This window comes from Pseudomonas sp. RP-B7 (genome assembly GCF_059803535.1).
Window position 1 is genome coordinate 97,775 of the sequence record NZ_JAPFHC010000001.1, and the last position, 15,864, is coordinate 113,638.

17 protein-coding genes and 2 pseudogenes are annotated in these 15,864 nt (G+C 58.8%); 10 read left to right on the top strand and 9 right to left on the bottom strand.

From position 1 onward, the window contains the following. Positions 1 to 11: 11 nt before the first annotated feature. Entirely contained in the window at positions 12 to 929 is a 918-nt protein-coding gene (locus tag OPU96_RS00420) for a quaternary amine ABC transporter ATP-binding protein (RefSeq protein ID WP_267863972.1), read from the bottom strand. A 238-nt stretch (positions 930 to 1,167) separates the two neighbouring features. Here OPU96_RS00420 and OPU96_RS00425 point away from each other — a divergent pair, with 238 nt between their 5' ends. From OPU96_RS00425 to OPU96_RS00455, 7 genes and pseudogenes are all read left to right on the top strand, one after another. Next, the gene (locus tag OPU96_RS00425; protein ID WP_498558473.1) at positions 1,168 to 1,518 is read left to right on the top strand and encodes a cupin domain-containing protein; all 351 of its coding nucleotides are present in this window, start codon (positions 1,168 to 1,170) and stop codon (positions 1,516 to 1,518) included. A 10-nt stretch (positions 1,519 to 1,528) separates the two neighbouring features. Then, a complete protein-coding gene (locus tag OPU96_RS00430; protein ID WP_267863971.1) occupies positions 1,529 to 1,870 on the top strand; it encodes a RidA family protein in 342 nt (113 codons plus the stop codon). A gap of 171 nt (positions 1,871 to 2,041) precedes the next feature. Further along, positions 2,042 to 3,433, top strand: coding sequence for an NAD(P)/FAD-dependent oxidoreductase (locus tag OPU96_RS00435; protein ID WP_267863970.1), 1,392 nt, complete (start codon positions 2,042 to 2,044; stop codon positions 3,431 to 3,433). A gap of 10 nt (positions 3,434 to 3,443) precedes the next feature. After that, complete coding sequence (locus tag OPU96_RS00440; protein WP_267863969.1) at positions 3,444 to 4,412, top strand: NAD(P)-dependent oxidoreductase; 969 nt, start codon at positions 3,444 to 3,446, stop codon at positions 4,410 to 4,412. Between the two features lie 127 nt (positions 4,413 to 4,539). Further along, positions 4,540 to 5,565, top strand: coding sequence for an ABC transporter substrate-binding protein (locus OPU96_RS00445; RefSeq protein WP_498558615.1), 1,026 nt, complete (start codon positions 4,540 to 4,542; stop codon positions 5,563 to 5,565). Positions 5,566 to 5,802: 237 nt separating this feature from the next. Continuing rightward, a complete protein-coding gene (locus OPU96_RS00450) occupies positions 5,803 to 5,982 on the top strand; it encodes a hypothetical protein (protein WP_267863967.1) in 180 nt (59 codons plus the stop codon). A gap of 254 nt (positions 5,983 to 6,236) precedes the next feature. Further along, positions 6,237 to 6,486 (top strand): annotated as a pseudogene (locus OPU96_RS00455) (ribbon-helix-helix domain-containing protein). Positions 6,487 to 6,692: 206 nt separating this feature from the next. On the opposite strand, the gene OPU96_RS00460 reads toward OPU96_RS00455, so the two are convergent. The 8 genes and pseudogenes from OPU96_RS00460 to OPU96_RS00495 all read right to left on the bottom strand — a co-directional run bounded on the left by OPU96_RS00460 (position 6,693) and on the right by OPU96_RS00495 (position 11,997). After that, complete coding sequence (locus tag OPU96_RS00460) at positions 6,693 to 6,872, bottom strand: hypothetical protein (protein ID WP_267863966.1); 180 nt, start codon at positions 6,870 to 6,872, stop codon at positions 6,693 to 6,695. 2 nt (positions 6,873 to 6,874) lie between these two features. After that, positions 6,875 to 7,048: an aconitase X swivel domain-containing protein gene (locus OPU96_RS00465; RefSeq protein ID WP_498558474.1), complete on the bottom strand. Its 174-nt coding sequence runs from the start codon at positions 7,046 to 7,048 to the stop codon at positions 6,875 to 6,877. A gap of 125 nt (positions 7,049 to 7,173) precedes the next feature. Then, on the bottom strand, positions 7,174 to 7,410 hold the full coding sequence (locus tag OPU96_RS00470; RefSeq protein WP_267863965.1) for a transcriptional regulator: 237 nt from the start codon (positions 7,408 to 7,410) through the stop codon (positions 7,174 to 7,176). A 150-nt stretch (positions 7,411 to 7,560) separates the two neighbouring features. Further along, a complete protein-coding gene (locus OPU96_RS00475) occupies positions 7,561 to 8,073 on the bottom strand; it encodes a dimethylsulfonioproprionate lyase family protein (RefSeq protein ID WP_267863964.1) in 513 nt (170 codons plus the stop codon). 92 nt (positions 8,074 to 8,165) lie between these two features. Then, positions 8,166 to 9,166: pseudogene (locus tag OPU96_RS00480) on the bottom strand (Ldh family oxidoreductase). A gap of 35 nt (positions 9,167 to 9,201) precedes the next feature. Further along, a complete protein-coding gene (locus OPU96_RS00485; RefSeq protein ID WP_267863961.1) occupies positions 9,202 to 10,101 on the bottom strand; it encodes a glycine betaine ABC transporter substrate-binding protein in 900 nt (299 codons plus the stop codon). A 211-nt stretch (positions 10,102 to 10,312) separates the two neighbouring features. Next, positions 10,313 to 11,248 (bottom strand): electron transfer flavoprotein subunit alpha/FixB family protein, encoded by a 936-nt coding sequence (locus OPU96_RS00490; RefSeq protein WP_267863960.1) that lies wholly within the window; start codon positions 11,246 to 11,248, stop codon positions 10,313 to 10,315. Continuing rightward, on the bottom strand, positions 11,248 to 11,997 hold the full coding sequence (locus OPU96_RS00495; protein WP_267863959.1) for an electron transfer flavoprotein subunit beta/FixA family protein: 750 nt from the start codon (positions 11,995 to 11,997) through the stop codon (positions 11,248 to 11,250). The genes OPU96_RS00490 and OPU96_RS00495 overlap by 1 nt, the downstream gene beginning before the upstream one ends. A gap of 214 nt (positions 11,998 to 12,211) precedes the next feature. Here OPU96_RS00495 and OPU96_RS00500 point away from each other — a divergent pair, with 214 nt between their 5' ends. The 3 genes from OPU96_RS00500 to OPU96_RS00510 are packed head-to-tail and all read left to right on the top strand — an operon-like array spanning position 12,212 to position 15,861. Beyond that, on the top strand, positions 12,212 to 14,248 hold the full coding sequence (locus tag OPU96_RS00500) for an NADH:flavin oxidoreductase (RefSeq protein ID WP_267863958.1): 2,037 nt from the start codon (positions 12,212 to 12,214) through the stop codon (positions 14,246 to 14,248). Positions 14,249 to 14,307: 59 nt separating this feature from the next. Beyond that, positions 14,308 to 15,432, top strand: a complete 1,125-nt coding sequence (locus tag OPU96_RS00505; RefSeq protein WP_267863957.1) for an S-(hydroxymethyl)glutathione dehydrogenase/class III alcohol dehydrogenase — start codon at positions 14,308 to 14,310, stop codon at positions 15,430 to 15,432. Positions 15,433 to 15,477: 45 nt separating this feature from the next. Further along, positions 15,478 to 15,861 carry a VOC family protein gene (locus OPU96_RS00510; protein WP_267863956.1) on the top strand — a complete coding sequence of 128 codons (384 nt, stop codon included), beginning with the start codon at positions 15,478 to 15,480 and terminating at the stop codon, positions 15,859 to 15,861. Positions 15,862 to 15,864: the final 3 nt, after the last annotated feature.

The window sequence follows — 15,864 nt, forward strand, 5'->3', positions numbered from 1 at the left end:
TGTCAGGTCGCTCAGTGGTGGCTCTGCACGTGGCTCAGCGTTTTTTGGCAGACACCGCAGATCGCAGCCGTATCCACCGCAGGAACGTCATCGCTGTTGAGCAACCGCGAAACATCGAAGCCTTTGAAAAACGCACGCACGTAGTCGTTGGCGGGCTGGTTGATCAACTCCAGCGGCGTACCGATCTGGACGATGCGCCCGCCCTCCATGATCGCGATGCGATGGCCGATACGGGCGGCTTCTTCGATGTCATGGGAGATGAAAATGATGGTGCGTTGCTGCTCGGCCTGCAGGCGGATCAGCTCACCCTGCATTTCGTGACGGATCAATGGGTCGAGAGCGGAGAACGCTTCATCCATCAGCAAGATCGTTGGGTCGTTCGCCAGCGCACGTGCCAGGCCAACACGCTGTTGCATGCCACCTGAAAGCTGATGAGGGTAACTGTACTCCTGGCCGGCGAGGCCAACCTGGGCCAGGGCTTCACGAGCCCGTACATGCCGTTCGTCTTCACTGACACCGGAAACTTCCAGGCCAAACGCCGTGTTTTCAAGCACGCTCATGTGCGGCATCAGCGCGAAGGACTGGAAGACCATGCTCATCTCTTTGCGCCGTACATCGAGCAGCGCCTTGTCGCTCAACCCGGTGATTTCCCGGCCGTTGAGAAAGATGCTGCCAGAGGTGGGCTCGATCAAGCGATTGAACAATCGAACCATGGTCGATTTACCGGAACCCGAGAGGCCCATGATCACGAAAATCTCGCCACGCTTTACGGAAAAACTGGCATCAAACACACCGACCACATGGCCGGTCTTTTTGAATATCTCGTCCTTGTCAGCGCCATTGTTCAACATCTTCATGGCCATGTCCGAATTGGGACCAAAAATCTTGTAGATGCTCTTCACGCAGAGAATGTCATCGGTATGGTTCATACGACCCTCTTTTTTATATTTTTAACCGAACGAGCTGAACTCTATCCCGGTCGATACGCGCTGAATTGTATGAGAGGGTCAATTTGTATTATCCCGACACCGAAATAACCCGCCTCGTGGCGTTGCACCCAATGACCGGTCCTTTCTGTTATATGCACCTCGCCGACGCCAGTGCAAAAGTAACGACAGTCCCACCGCCGTAATCCTTGAACCTAACAAGCTTCTGAAGGAAACACTTATGAGCCAAGTCTTAACTGTCGTTCGCAACGCCGCTGCTTCGCCTCTGGACGAAACCGCGCCGGCGCGCCTGCCGATCGGCGAGCCGATTGCCCTCGCCGCCACCGGCCAGGCCCAGAATGATGACGCCGTTGGCGCGAGTATTGGTGTGTGGGAAAGCAGCCCAGGGGTGTTCCGCCGGCACCTCAAGAACCGCGAGTTCAGCCACATCGTCAGCGGCTGGTGCACTTTCACCCCAGACGGCGGCGAACCGGTTGAACTGCGCGCTGGAGATGCGGTGCTGTTCCCCGAGAACTGCGAAGGCGTGTGGGACATCCGCGAAGCGCTGCGCAAGACTTACGTGCTGTTCTAAGGAGCGGGTGATGATTGAACGTATCAACATCGGCCCACGCGCCAGCCAACTGGTGCTGGTGGACGGCCGAATCGAAACCAGCGGCATCGTTGCCCTGGCGCCTCAGCAAGCGATTGCCGAGCAGACCCGCTGTGTACTGCAACAGTTGGAGCAGTGGCTGGCCCAGGTCGGCGCGGGCAAGGCAAACCTGACCCGCATGCAGATCTGGCTGGCCGACATGAGCGAGTTCGACGCGATGAACGAAGTGTATGACGCCTGGGTGGGCGACCAGCCGCCGGTACGCGCCTGTGTCGGGGCCGCGCTCGCTATGCCGCAGTACCGCATCGAGATCCAGGCGTTCGGCCAGCTCTGACGGCCCCTGTGCAGTCCTCAAGCTGTCGCGGGCCCATCTGCCCCGGCAGCTTTTTTCATTATGTGATCGCACGTCAGCGTCCTTCTATCAATTGTCCCCTGTGTCATAGCGAACGATTGGCGCCGCTGCGCACCATACGCTCACAAAACAACAAGCTCGAAGGCACCCCTTATGTACCGTGGACTCTGGTATGCCCAGGCGCTGGACCTGGACAGCGATCTGGCCCCTGCCCTGCAGGAATCGATTCAAGCCGATGTGTGCATTGTCGGCGGTGGCTACCTGGGTTTGTGGTCAGCCATTCGCTTGAAACAGGCCAGCCCGGAAAAGAATATCGTCATCGTCGAACGCGACCGCTGTGGGGCCGGCGCCAGCGGCCGCAACGGTGGTATCGCGACGAACTGGTGGGGCAAGTACCTTTCGTTGCGGACCATTTGCGGTGATGTCGAGGCGCGGCGTATTTGCGAAGCCGCGGAGTCGGCGATCAACGAGATCGGCAGTTTCTGTGAGGAGCACGGCATCGACGCGCAGTACCGCAAGGACGGCTGGCTGTGGACGGCCACCAACCAACGCCAGATGAATTCCTGGCGGGTGCTGACTGAAGGCTTGCAGAACCTGGGCGTCAACCCGTTCCAGGATCTGGACCGGCAGACCATTCAAAGTCGAGTCGGCTCGCCCCTGGTGCTGGGTGGTATCTACGACCCCAACGCCGCCACCGTACAGCCGGCGATGCTCGCCCGAGGCCTTCGCCGTGTCGCGCTGAAACTGGGTGTGAAGATTTACGAGAAGACCCCGCTCACCCGCCTGGAACAAGGCGCCAACCCAGTGGTACACACCGAGCATGGCACCGTGCGGGCCGACCGCGTGGTGCTGGCGATGAATGCCTGGGGCGCGCGCTTCCCTGAGCTGCGCCGGATGATCGCGATCATGTCCAGCGACATGGTGGCCACTGCACCGATAAAGGCCAAGCTGGACGCCATTGGCTTCAGCGGCGGTGAATGCATGACGGATTCGCGCACCGTGCTCAACTACTGGCGCAATACCCCGGACGGCCGTGTAGTCTTCGGCAAGCCGTTGGGTCAGTTCGCCTACGCCGGGCGCATCGGCAACCTCTACGAGAAACCTTCGCCAGCGGCCGACAAGGTCGCCGCCGAGCTGCGTCGCCTGTACCCACAACTGTCCGACGTCCCGATCGTCAGTAGTTGGACTGGTCCGATTGACCGGGCGATGAAAGGCTTGCCGAACTTCGGCTACCTCGACCACCACCAGAACATCGCCTACGGCATCGGCTTCTCCGGCAATGGCGTGGCCACTACCGTATTCGCCAGCCGCATCATCAAGTCACTGGTCGAACACGCCAATGACGAGTGGGCCAACTGCGGCCTGGTCAACCAGAGCATGAAGCTCCTGCCACCGGAGCCGTTTCGCTTCTTTGGCGCACATATGGTACGTGATGCCTTGGTGCGTAAGGAGTCTCTGGAGGATCACGACCAGGACGCCGGCTTCGTCACTCGCCAACTGGTCGCCATGGCCCCTGCCGGCTACGTGCCGGCACAGAAGAAATAAGGATGTGATCATGACTGAACAGATCGTGTTCCTCGACGACGAGGGCCTGGCGGCCTCCACGCGACTGAAGCGCCCGAATTGCGAGCACAGTTGGCAGCAATTCGCTTACACCCGCCCGGAGCAGGTCATTGAGCATCTCAAGGACGCAACTGTTGCGCTGACGTGCAGCGTACCGCTGCGCGAAGAACACCTGCGGCATTTGCCGAAGCTGAAGATGATTTCGCTGGCCCTTACGGGGCGAGATATTGTGGATGTCGATTACTGCGACGCGCATGGCATCGAAGTGTCCAGCGTTCCGGGGTACGCCGCCAATACCGTGGCTGAACACAGCATGGCGATGATTCTGGAGTTGTTCCGTCGCCCGGCGGCGTTCACCCGGCTGATGCGCCAGGTGAGCACCGGCGAGGCGCCCTACCAGAATATTTACTTCAACCATCGCATCCGCGATGTGCGCGACAAACAACTGGCGATCATTGGCAGCGGGCCGATCGCCATGCGCCTGGCGCACGTGGCGCGCGCCTTCGGAATGCAGGTGCTGTTCGAGGATCGGGGTGGCAAACGCCCTGGCCCAGACTGCCGCCCGCTGGCTGAATTGCTGAAGAGCTGTGATGTGTTGTCCATCAACTGCCCATTGACGCCAGAGACCCATAACCTCATCGCTGCCAAAGAGTTGGCATTGATGAAGACAGATGCAGTGGTGGTGAATACCGGTCGTGGTGGAGTCATCAACGAAGCGGCGTTGATCGATGCATTGCACAACGGCAGATTGGGCGGCGTGGCACTGGACGTGGTCGAGCATGAGCCGTTGCACCCAAGCAATCCGCTTTTCACGTTAATCGATCGAGATGACTTCCTGCTCAACCCGCACATTGCCTGGAGCAGTGAGGACGCCATGCAGGAACTGATGGACAGCGCGGTGGACAACATCAGTGATTTTGTCTCTCGGCAGGGTTCAGGAAAACGGGTATCACGCGCTTGACTTCGGTCAGGAGTGGGACGCGTTCATCCAGCGATAGGCTGGCACAACACGAATGCTTCACCGACGAAGAGTAATGGCCGTCCACCCTCCGCTCATTCATCACCGATAACAACACTAAGAGGTGAACATGAAACACGTTGTTCTCTCAGCTCTGCTGGTAGGCCTGACATGCAACGCGCTGGGCGCCGACCTCACCGTGGTGTCCTTTGGTGGCGCCAGCAAGGCCGCGCAGAGTAAGGCGTTCTTCAAGCCTTTCGAACAGACCACAAACAAACAACTGATCGTCGGTGAATGGAACGGCGAAATGGGCAAGATCAAAGCCATGGTGGATACCCAAAGCGTGGTTTGGGATGTGGTGCAGATCGAAGGTTCCGAACTGATGCGCGGCTGCGAAGAAGGCCTGTTCGAAAAAATTGATCCTTCGCTGTTCAGCGGCGCTGCAGACTACGTACCTGGCACTCTCACCGAGTGCGGTGCTGGGGTGCTGGCCTGGTCGATGGTGATTACCTACGACAGCAACCGCCTGAAGGTCGCCCCCAGCGGCTGGGGAGATTTCTGGGACTTACAGAGATACCCCGGCAAGCGCGCCTTGCGTAAAGGCGCCAAGTACACCTTGGAGATCGCCCTGCTCGCCGATGGCGTAGCACCTGATCAGTTGTACAAGGTACTGGGCACGCCAGAGGGCGTGGCGCGTGCGTTCCAGAAGCTCGATCAGATCAAAAAGTCGATCCAATGGTGGGAGTCCGGCGCCCAACCCTTGCAGTTCCTGGCCAGTGGCGACGTGGTCATGAGCACGGCCTACAATGGACGTGTATTTGCTGCCCAGCAGGAAGGCGCGGCAATGAAGCCGGTGTGGAATGGCAGCCTGTACTCGATCGACTCGTGGACAATTCCAAAGGGCAGCGCCAACAAACGTTTGGCCCAAGAATTCATGGCGTTCACACTTCGACCCGAACAACAAAAAATACATACCGAACTGCTGGGTTATGGCTCAACCAATGTAAAGACTAACGCCCTGCTCTCTCCTGACCTTGTAACCCAACTCAATACCGCGCCACAGAACATGTCTGCGGCGTTTCCACTGGATTTGGGCTTTTGGGCGGATCACGGCGAAGATCTGGAGGAGCGCTTCATCGTCTGGGCCGCAAAGTAGGACAAACGGGCGCTGAATGCTGGCTTCGACCCGAACAAAGTACATGATCCATGCATCACGCTGAACCACGACAGCGCGCTGGCAGTCATTGGGTCTTGCCAGCGATTGCCCGTCATTGTTCACCGGGTGGATAGGCAATGGGTGCGTCAGTGATGATCCTTCAGCTAGATCTCCTGTGGATGCTGTCGGCGGCAGCACAATCAGCAACGCCACCGGCGAACTATTAGCTCGTTGCACATGCAACTGCTATCCCAGCCGTTATCCCGTATGCCGCTACTCGGCAAGAAAAAAGAATATTTTGACCCAGCCTCCCCTCATTGGCCTTTGGCCCTCAATTTCGGCGGTACGCCCTATAACTACCCGACCCGCCGTGCCCAGGCCCTCAATGCCATGGGCTTAGTGGTGAACATCGACTGAGGGGAACGCCGGACACATAAAACAAGGTGTGGCCAAACTGAAGGCACAAGGTCCACACTAAACAAGCTGCATACGACATTCCCCCTGCGACAGCTTTTTTTGACTCTATGCGCATGCGCGCGGTTCGGCGCAAAAGGATGATCCCGTACGACACAGTTCGTCTAATTCAAATACCAAACCATGCGCTTCTAAGCAAGATGGCATGACTGTTCCAATGATATATACAAACTGTTTACTTAAAGCTGAAGCTCATTATGGCGACGCGAAATGTTGTGCTAACCCCTCACTCGCCAGAAACAGATCAACCATGACCTAGTTTAGTCTGGCCGCAATCAGAATGCCCGCGAAGTGATGCGAGACGGCTTATGGCTATCAAAGGAGCGCGTCACCGAACACACCGCCAAAACTGAGGAACTGCGCCAGGCGACCTCGATCGGTATCAGGGACCTTAAGCACTGGCGCTTCACCCAGTTGAACGAAGGGGATACAGCGCGCTACCTGTAGAGCGTGAGCCTGAGGGGCAACCTCCCTGCCCCAGAGAAACACTGAGCATTCCTCACTATCGGATCCACCGCGGCGCGCGCCGATATGGTCGACATTCTCATGCTCTCCCAGACGTAGTTCGGTGATCAAGCACACCAGCGCTACCAGCGCGCAGATCCCTACGGCGCTGCAAGCGATCCCCAGGCTTTCGCAGCTATCACCTCAACTCAAGCCAGCGGGCCAATCAACCTTATGGGACTGTCAAAAGCCCAGGACATATCCTGTTCTACCGTGTGATAGACGATGACATCGTCGAGGTAGTGAAACTCCTCCATGCCGCCATGGAGGTGGAAGAGCTCCTCGAAAACCACCACGCCGAGCACGATAATTTCGTCAACCGTGTTCAATATTATTCCCGCCGGAGCATGGTGTGCAGCGCATTAAGTAACACGGCGCTCCCGGTGCTCGACCCTTTTCCCTTGGGCAACGCGAAGATCTTGCCGGTCAGGCTTTCACCGCTCAACGGATGGTGTCGATTTACAATTTCACCCGTTGCTGGGTCGTCCCTCCAAAAGCTCAGCATGTTTGGCGCAGAGCTCTGCCTGGCCGCTACCACCAACCAACACTCGGCCTTTTACTTTTCATAAGGTCAGTCTGTTGTCAAACGGGTTATTTATTGTTGTTCATTTCATCCACTCAGGCTAAATCTCAGGAACCGCTGTTCATATGGCGCCGTAGGGTGATGCTGTGACGCAGCGAGTCCTTCTCCAAAGTATCCGGGCCTACAACGTCTTCAATGCACGCCCCTGCTTCAACTTTTTCAATCAGCTGCAAAATCGCTTTCTTCATGAACCAGTGCGAGGTGCGATCCAACTTTTCCGAGACTGACTTGAGCCGGGTGCGGGTTTGCTCATCCAGCTTGACGCCCATGGTGGTAGCCGACATACATCACCTTCCAATAATTCGATTTCGTTTGCCTGTAAAACAAGTCACTCGTGCATCAAACCCCACAACGCCAGCGAGGGAGCCTGCGTCGATTTCATCGCATGGACAAAGGACAGCGATTGAAAACGACACCCCCTGCCCCTGACTCCACTACCCCACATTCTCCCGATACCAGTCCCCTGGCGACAGAACGAGGTAGAACTCAGCAGGCGGATGTTGGTGATAGGGATAGCAGGTCTCGGGCATTATGAGCGCCAACCCCAAGGTCAAGGGGGAACATTCAAATAACCCTCCTGGGCCGGCGATCATCCCGTGACGATTCCGCTCCACGAAAGCGCTGTCCTGGTCGGCCCGGGCCTGGCGGTTTATCCAGGTGAGATGAGGCAAGAGCGTGCTCAACGCATCCCGTATCGACACCAGTTCCCCATGGGTTCCTGGTGCAGCGTCAAGCGCCTCGGATAAATGTCCTTCCAGGAAGCCCGGCAGCGCGTTTGAAATGTCCCCCGTCTTCCTGATCGTCCATTGGGCGGTATCTATAGACGCGGCATGTGCTTGCGCCTGATCGCAACCGCTGCCAGACAGGACGTTCTGAAGCGAACGCCTGAGCACGTCGCCGCTACTGATAATGTCCTGGTCCCACGATGGATTTTCATTGCTGTTCATCATCGTTTTCGATCCCATTTACCGAGCCACGTATCGAACCGGCTTACAGACGGCTCAGTTGTTCCAGCAGGTCAACGGGAACACTGATCCCATCATCCTGCGAGGTGACCATTGCGTGTTGCCGTTCCCATCCCGGCCTGTGGACGCCCATCTGCGTCAGACGGGTCATTTGACTGGCAAGCCGCTGCCCAAATCCCGTTGAAAAGAATTCCGGTGCCAGGAGCAGAATCAACAGGCCAAAGCCAGGCGTCTGGCTCCCTGGTTGAACGCCGGCGCATCCAGCGACCAATTGGCGCCCGTGAGCCCACCGCCAAAACCTTGACCATGAGCATCAGATTGGCCCCACGGTGACCACCGAAAGGCAGAAACGCACCGCTCAGCGCCGCCAAGGCGTTGCGTGTGCCGTTTACCTCCAGATCCAACGCCCAGCTCTTGAGAATATCGCTGCCCGTCGAAGCGGCGTGGGCGATGTTCACGAATGCCGCGGCACTGCCGGCCTGGTCGAACAGCAAGGGGATGCCATCGGTCGAGAGCGCGGCAAATGAGAGCGGATTGGTCGAGTAGTCTTGCCTTTGGCAACAGGAACGGCAACCAGCGCCGGCCCGTTTGCGATCGCCAATGCAATCAGCCCGGTCGGGGCAAACCGCAGCGTGTAGTCACCCAGTTCACCGCTGGTGAAACTATTGCGCTGGCTCAGCGTGGCCATGCCAGTGGCCTGCGCGGCGTGGCACAGCGAATCGAAACAGCGGTCGACACCAAGCTGGACGATTCCGCCTTGGGCATCAGAATTGAAGATAATCGCGCCAGCAGAGGAGATGTATGGCTCGGCGCGTGGATTGATGCGTCCGGAGAAAAACCCCGGCAAATAATCAGCGAGGTTGCGAAACCCCACGGCCTGGTTACGCCGCGCTTGCGCAGCCACAGTGGCGTGGGCCAATGAGAGGGCAACCGCTGGTGAGCAGCCCTTCGCTTCGCAGAGGTGCGTCACCCAGCCAATTGCTTCATCAAGAGTAAAGCGACGATAAGTTGTGGTCTTCAAGGGTATCGCCTGAATATTCGTTCGATGCATCCGATGCCCTTCCACCGAGGGCATCGGATGGCAACACAACTATTGGACGGCAACAGCCATTACTGGGCCGGTGGAGCTGAAGCGGTCTGGCTGCCGAACATCGCTTCGAAACGAGGCTTGTTGGCGGCGTAGTACTCTGCAACGACCTTGTCCGCCGAACTGTCACGGGCGGACGACATCAACATCTCAAGGTCAGCCTTGGGAATCTTGAAGTTGGCGAAGAACCGGGCGACATCGGGGTGTTCGGCACTGAAGCCTTTGCGGGCAACCGCGTGAATTTGCTCGGCGCCACCGAAAACCTGCTTCGGATCATCCAGGTAGCGCAGCGGCCACTTGGCGAACATCCAGTGTGGACTCCAGGCGTTGATCAACGACCATTTGTCACGTTTGAGGTTGCGATCCAACTCGCTCAACATGCCGGACTCTGAAGAGGCGACCATCTTGTATCCATCGAGCTTATATTCCTTGATGGCCTTTTCCGTGAGCTTGTACTGGCCGTTACCCACTTCCGACGTCAGGATCTTGCCGCCGAGCTTTTCCCGCACTTCAGGCTTGTTCAGGTCTTCGACACTGGCCAGTTCGCTGGTGGGGATGGAAGTTGGCACGGCCATACCGATCCGACCTTCATACAACACGCCAAGGTCTTCGAGCTTGTCTTTGTACTTGTCATAGAACGACTTGTGAGTGTTCGGCAGCCAGACCATCGGGATCAGGTCGATGTTGCCATTAGCCAGGGCCTGGAACTGAATACCAATGTCGGCCAGCACCAATTTGACCGGTTGCTTTAAGTGGTCGCGTAATGCCGTGTCCGCCAGCTTTACGGCGATTTCCGTATCTGACCAATTCACCCAACCGATACGAATGGGGGTGGGTTCCTCGGCTTGGGCGATCAGACTGCCACAGGCCAATGCAAGGCCCGCAAACCAGCCGATAAAAGTTTTATTGGATAACGTCATCATGTGCATCTCCGCAGACTGTATTAATAGTTATTGGCAGGGCAGTAGAAGCATTCATTCCCATCAGGAGCGCCAAATGGCATCGCCTTGCAGCAGATTTCATTTGATGCGCGGACAGTTGTAGTTATGGCAGATCAGTCGAGTTTCCAGGTCGGTCGGCCCTCCCCCGCCTTTTGGCGGAGTTGATGCGCTAATAGATTCACTCAAGCCTCGTTCACAACGCCTTTTCGAGCGCCGGCAGTGCTTCGAACAGGTCCGCCACCAGCATGTAATCCGCCACTTGCGCAATCGGCGCCTCAGCGTCCTGGTTGATCGCGACGATGACTTTTGAACCACTCATGCCCGCCAGATGCTGAATGGCCCCGCTTATACCTGCGGCGATATAAAGTTCTGGCGCGACGATTTTCCCGGTCTGTCCGACCTGCAAATCGTTGGGCGCAAACCCCGAATCCACAGCAGCGCGGGAGGCCCCTACGGCACCGCCGAGCTTGTCGGCCACGCGTTCGATCAGGTCGAAATTCTCTTTGCTCTGCATGCCGCGGCCACCGGACACAACGACGCGGGCGCTCGCCAGGTCGGGCCTTTCGCTGGCCGTCAGTTGTTCGCTGACGAAGCGAACGTTGCTTACGCTCTGTCCGCCCGCCACCGCCACCACTTTGCAGCGATGCTCATGGGCCAAGGCTTGAACGAATGCCGAGGCGCGGACGGTGAGCAACTTGATCGGGTCGAGGGACTGCACCGTGGCGATGGCATTGCCGGCATAAATAGGCCGCTGAAACGTGTCCGTCGAGACGATCCGGGTGACGTCGGACAGCATACCGACATCCAGGCTGGCCGCTACTCGCGGTAGCACATTGCGACCCATGCTGCTGGCGTCGGCAACGACGTGCGTATACCCCTCGGCCACCAGTGAAGTGATCAGCGGTTGGATATTTTCCGCCAGGGCGTTTTCGAACATCGTCCCTTGTGCGAGCAGCACCCGGTCCAGGCCCTGGATCAGCGCCGCCTGCTGCGCCGCCGTCGACGCATCCGTCCCGCCCATCACCAGCAAATCCGTCTCGGTACCCAACGCCATTGCGGCGGTCACAGCACTCCACGTACCTGCCGTCATCTGACCGGCGTTGTGCTCGGCGATCACCAATGTGCGCATCAAATCCCCCCCGCAACGTTCTTCAATTTATCCACCAGTTCGGCTACCGAACCGACTTTTATGCCCGCCTTGCGAACGGGAGGGGCAACAACCGCTAATAATCGAGCGTGTTCCTTCACACTCACGCCCAAGGTGTCAGCGGCAATGATTTCGAGTGGCTTTTTCTTGGCTTTCATGATGTTTGGCAACGAAGCGTAGCGCGGCTGATTCAGGCGCAGATCGCAGGTCACCACTGCCGGCATGGCGAGGGCGACCACTTGGCTGCCACCGTCGACCTCACGCTCGACGACCCATTGCCCGTCGACCTGATTGACGGCTGAAGCGTAAGTGGCCTGACCGCTGCCGATCAACTGCGCGACCATTTGCCCGACCTGGTTGTTTTCCTGGTCAATCGCCTGTTTGCCGAACAGGATCAATTGCGGCTTTTCCTGATGGATCACTTCGCTCAGGTACTTGGCGACGTTGAGCGGCTCTAGTACCGCACTCGTCTCGACCAGCAGCGCCCGGTCCGCACCGAGTGCCAATGCCGTGCGCAGTTGTTCCTGGGCGACCGAAGTGCCCACCGAGACCACCACCACTTCGGATGCCAGCCCTTTCTCCTTAAGGCGAATCGCCTCTTCCACCGCGATTTCGCAGAACGGATTCAAGGCCATCTTCACGCCATTGAGCTCGACGTCTGAACCGTCGGCTTTCACCCGGACTTTCACATTCGGGTCGATGGCGCGCTTTACCGCAACGAGCACTTTCATAGTTCTTCGCACAGCCCCCTTGCACTCTGGATCGATGCGGGATGGCCGGCCGCACGAGCCGGGCTACCCCTGTTTTGACTGGATGGTAATCCTGGTTTTTCCGCCACGCAAGAAAAAATGTACACATATGTCCTATATCGTTGACATGGATGAACATTCGACATACCGTCATGTCAAAACCAAGCCTGATGTTCTGTTCCCGGAGCGCAACACCATGTCCAGCGATCCTCTGCTGCAGCCCTATAAGATCAAACACCTGACCCTCAAAAACCGGATCATGACCACCTCCCATGAACCCGCTTATCCTGTCGACGGCATGCCGAAGGACCTGTACCGCGCCTATCACGTCGAACGCGCCAAGGCCGGCGTGGCGCTGACCATGACGGCGGGCTCCGCCGCCGTTTCCCGGGACAGCCCGCCGGTGTTCAACAACGTGCTGGCGTATAAGGACGAAGTGGTCAAATGGATGAAGGACCTGACTGACGAGTGCCACGAACACGGCGCGGCGGTGATGATCCAACTGACCCACCTGGGACGGCGCACGCGCTGGGACAAGGCCGACTGGCTGCCGGTCGTCTCGCCGTCCCACCGCCGCGAAGCGTCCCACCGAGCCTTCCCGAAGAAACTGGAAGACTGGGACATCGACCGGATTATCAAGGACTACGTGGATGCCGCTGAACGCATGAAGGCCGCCGGCCTTGATGGCCTGGAACTGCAGGCCTACGGGCACCTCATGGATCAGTTTTGGTCGCCACTGACCAACGATCTCGACGGCCCCTACGGGGGTTCGCTGGAAAACCGGATGCGCTTCACCTTCGACATCCTGCGCGGCATCCGCCAGCGTTGTGGCGAAGACTTCCTGCTCGGCGTGCGCTACACCGGCGATGAAGACCTGCCCGGCGGCTTCGGTGCCAGCGACGGCCTCCGGATTTCCCACATGCTCAAGGACAGCGGGCTGGTAGACTTCCTCAACGTCGTGCGCGGGCACATCGATACCGATGCCGGCCTCACCGACGTGATTCCGATCCAGGGCATGCGCAACTCGCCGCACCTGGATTTTGCCGGCGAGATCCGCTCGGCCACCGGTTTCCCGACGTTTCACGCGGCCAAGATCCCGGACGTCGCCACGGCACGACACGCCATCGCCTCGGGCAAGGTGGACATGATCGGCATGACCCGGGCGCACATGACCGACCCGCACATCGTGCGCAAGATCATCGAAAAGCGTGAAGACGAAATCCGCCCCTGTGTCGGCGCCAACTATTGCCTGGACCGCATCTATCAGGGCGGCGCCGCGTACTGCATCCACAACGCCGCTACCGGCCGCGAAACCACCATGCCCCACGAAATTCCCAAGGCGTCGGTCAAGCGCAAGGTGGTGGTGATCGGCACCGGCCCGGCGGGCCTGGAAGCGGCACGGGTGGCCGGCGAACGCGGCCACGACGTCACGGTGTTCGAAGTGGCGGATCAGCCCGGTGGGCAGATCCGCTTGACTGCCCAGAGCGAGCGGCGGCGCGAGATGATCAGCATCGTCGATTGGCGCATGGCGCAATGCGAACGGCTGGGGGTGAAATTCCATTTCAACACCTGGGCCGAAGCCGAGACCGTGATGGCCGAGGCGCCGGACGTGGTGATCGTCGCCACGGGCGGCTTGCCCCATACCGAAGTGCTCAAGCACGGCAATGACCTGGTGGTGTCGACCTGGGACATCATTTCCGGCGAAATCAAGCCCGGCCAGAACGTGCTGATCTTCGACGACGCGGGCGACCACGCGGCGCTACAAGCGGCCGAGGTCATCGCCAACAGCGGTGCGAAGCTAGAGATCGTCACGCCGGACCGGTCGTTTGCGCCGGAGGTGATGGCGATGAACCTGGTGCCGTACATGCGCAGCCTGCAAGACCTGAACGTCACCTTCACGGTCACCTACCGGGTCGACTCCGTGGAGCAGCGCGACGGTCAGTTGGTGGCTAACTTCGGCAGCGACTACGGCCAGGTGCACAAACAACGCGTAGTCGATCAGGTGGTGGTCAACCACGGCACGCTGCCCCTGGACGACCTGTACTTCGACCTGCGCCCGCATTCGAGCAACAACGGCGCGGTGGAACAGCACAACCTGATCGCCGGGAAAACCCAGAACATCGTGACCAACCCCGAAGGCCAATTCCAACTGTTCAGGATCGGCGATGCGGTGTCGGCGCGTAATACCCACGCGGCCATCTACGATGCGTTGCGACTGGTCAAGGACATCTGAAGTCATGCCCCTGATCCTGGATCAGGGGCCATTTTTCCTATTCGACACGAGGCTCTTCCATGTCAGCACAGACCTTGAAATCAAGGGCTGCGGTCGCATTCGCGCCCAATGAACCCTTGCGGTTGGTCACCATCGATGTGGCGCCGCCCAAGGCCGGTGAAGTCCGGGTGCGCATCGTCGCCACCGGCGTTTGCCACACCGACGCCTTCACCCTGTCGGGCAGCGATCCTGAAGGCATTTTCCCCACGGTGCTGGGGCATGAAGGCGGTGGTGTCGTCGAGTCCATCGGCGAAGGCGTGGCCTCGCTGCAAGTCGGCGACCACGTGATCCCGCTCTATACGGCGGAATGCCGGCAATGCAAATTCTGCCTCTCGGGCAAGACCAACCTCTGCCAGGCCGTCAGGGCCACCCAGGGCAAAGGCCTGATGCCCGACGGCACCTCGCGCTTCTCCTACGAAGGCCAGCCGCTGTTCCACTACATGGGCTGTTCGACTTTTTCCGAGTACACGGTGCTGCCGGAAATTTCCCTGGCGAAGATTTCCAAGGACGCGCCACTGGACCGGGTTTGCCTGCTCGGCTGTGGGGTGACCACGGGGATTGGTGCGGTACTCAACACGGCAAAAGTCGAAGCCGGCGCCAGCGTGGCGATCTTTGGCCTGGGCGGTATCGGCCTGGCCGCGATCATCGGCGCCAAGATGGCCAATGCCGGTCGCATCCTGGCCATCGATATCAACCCAGCCAAGCGCGACGTCGCCCTGGCGCTGGGCGCGACGGACTTCATCAATCCCAAGGACGATGACCGGCCCATCCAGGACGTCATCGTCGAACTCACCGACGGTGGCGTGGACTACTCCTTCGAGTGTGTCGGCAATGTGCAACTGATGCGCGCAGCACTAGAGTGCTGCCACAAGGGGTGGGGCGAGTCGATCATCATCGGTGTGGCCGGTGCAGGCCAGGAAATCAGCACCCGCCCCTTCCAACTCGTCACCGGTCGCGTGTGGCGCGGCAGTGCCTTCGGCGGCGTGAAGGGCCGCACCGAGCTACCCAGTTATGTGGAAAAGGCCAGTCGTGGGGAAATCCCGCTGGAAACCTTCATCACTCACAACATGCCCTTGGACAAGATCAACGACGCCTTCGAGTTGATGCACACCGGGCAAAGCATTCGCACCGTCATTCATTTCTGAGTTTCGGTCGATCATCCAAGTACTCCCATAGAAAAGGAAACCAAGATGCCCGTTTTTACCCATGTCACCGTCGGCACCAACAACCTGGCAAAAGCACGTGCGTTTTATGACGCCACCTTGAAAGAGATCGGCCTCAAGCGTGTTGCCGATCTCGCCGATACCGGCTCCATCTGGGGCGTCGACAAACCGTCGTTCTTTGTCCTCAACCCGGCCAACGGCAGTGCGGCCACCATCGGCAACGGTGTCACCGTCAGTTTCGAAGCACCGAACCGCGCGGCGGTTCATGCCTTCCATACAACCGCATTGGCAAACGGTGGCGTTTGCGAAGGCCTGCCAGGCCCGCGAGGCTGGGCTGACAATGCTTATGCAGCTTATGCTCGTGACTTGGATGGGAACAAGTTGGCGGTGTACTGCTTCAAAGCGGAATAAATA

Coding starts and splice junctions, on each gene's coding strand:
- OPU96_RS00505 (WP_267863957.1), top strand. CDS start 14,308: ATGTCAGCACAGACCTTGAAATCAAGGGCTGCGGTCGCATTCGCGCCC.
- OPU96_RS00425 (WP_498558473.1), top strand. CDS start 1,168: ATGAGCCAAGTCTTAACTGTCGTTCGCAACGCCGCTGCTTCGCCTCTG.
- OPU96_RS00485 (WP_267863961.1), bottom strand. CDS start 10,101: ATGATGACGTTATCCAATAAAACTTTTATCGGCTGGTTTGCGGGCCTT.
- OPU96_RS00420 (WP_267863972.1), bottom strand. CDS start 929: ATGAACCATACCGATGACATTCTCTGCGTGAAGAGCATCTACAAGATT.
- OPU96_RS00445 (WP_498558615.1), top strand. CDS start 4,540: ATGAAACACGTTGTTCTCTCAGCTCTGCTGGTAGGCCTGACATGCAAC.
- OPU96_RS00435 (WP_267863970.1), top strand. CDS start 2,042: ATGTACCGTGGACTCTGGTATGCCCAGGCGCTGGACCTGGACAGCGAT.
- OPU96_RS00510 (WP_267863956.1), top strand. CDS start 15,478: ATGCCCGTTTTTACCCATGTCACCGTCGGCACCAACAACCTGGCAAAA.
- OPU96_RS00490 (WP_267863960.1), bottom strand. CDS start 11,248: ATGCGCACATTGGTGATCGCCGAGCACAACGCCGGTCAGATGACGGCA.
- OPU96_RS00465 (WP_498558474.1), bottom strand. CDS start 7,048: ATGCTGAGCTTTTGGAGGGACGACCCAGCAACGGGTGAAATTGTAAAT.
- OPU96_RS00450 (WP_267863967.1), top strand. CDS start 5,803: ATGCAACTGCTATCCCAGCCGTTATCCCGTATGCCGCTACTCGGCAAG.
- OPU96_RS00440 (WP_267863969.1), top strand. CDS start 3,444: ATGACTGAACAGATCGTGTTCCTCGACGACGAGGGCCTGGCGGCCTCC.
- OPU96_RS00470 (WP_267863965.1), bottom strand. CDS start 7,410: ATGTCGGCTACCACCATGGGCGTCAAGCTGGATGAGCAAACCCGCACC.
- OPU96_RS00500 (WP_267863958.1), top strand. CDS start 12,212: ATGTCCAGCGATCCTCTGCTGCAGCCCTATAAGATCAAACACCTGACC.
- OPU96_RS00495 (WP_267863959.1), bottom strand. CDS start 11,997: ATGAAAGTGCTCGTTGCGGTAAAGCGCGCCATCGACCCGAATGTGAAA.
- OPU96_RS00475 (WP_267863964.1), bottom strand. CDS start 8,073: ATGAACAGCAATGAAAATCCATCGTGGGACCAGGACATTATCAGTAGC.
- OPU96_RS00430 (WP_267863971.1), top strand. CDS start 1,529: ATGATTGAACGTATCAACATCGGCCCACGCGCCAGCCAACTGGTGCTG.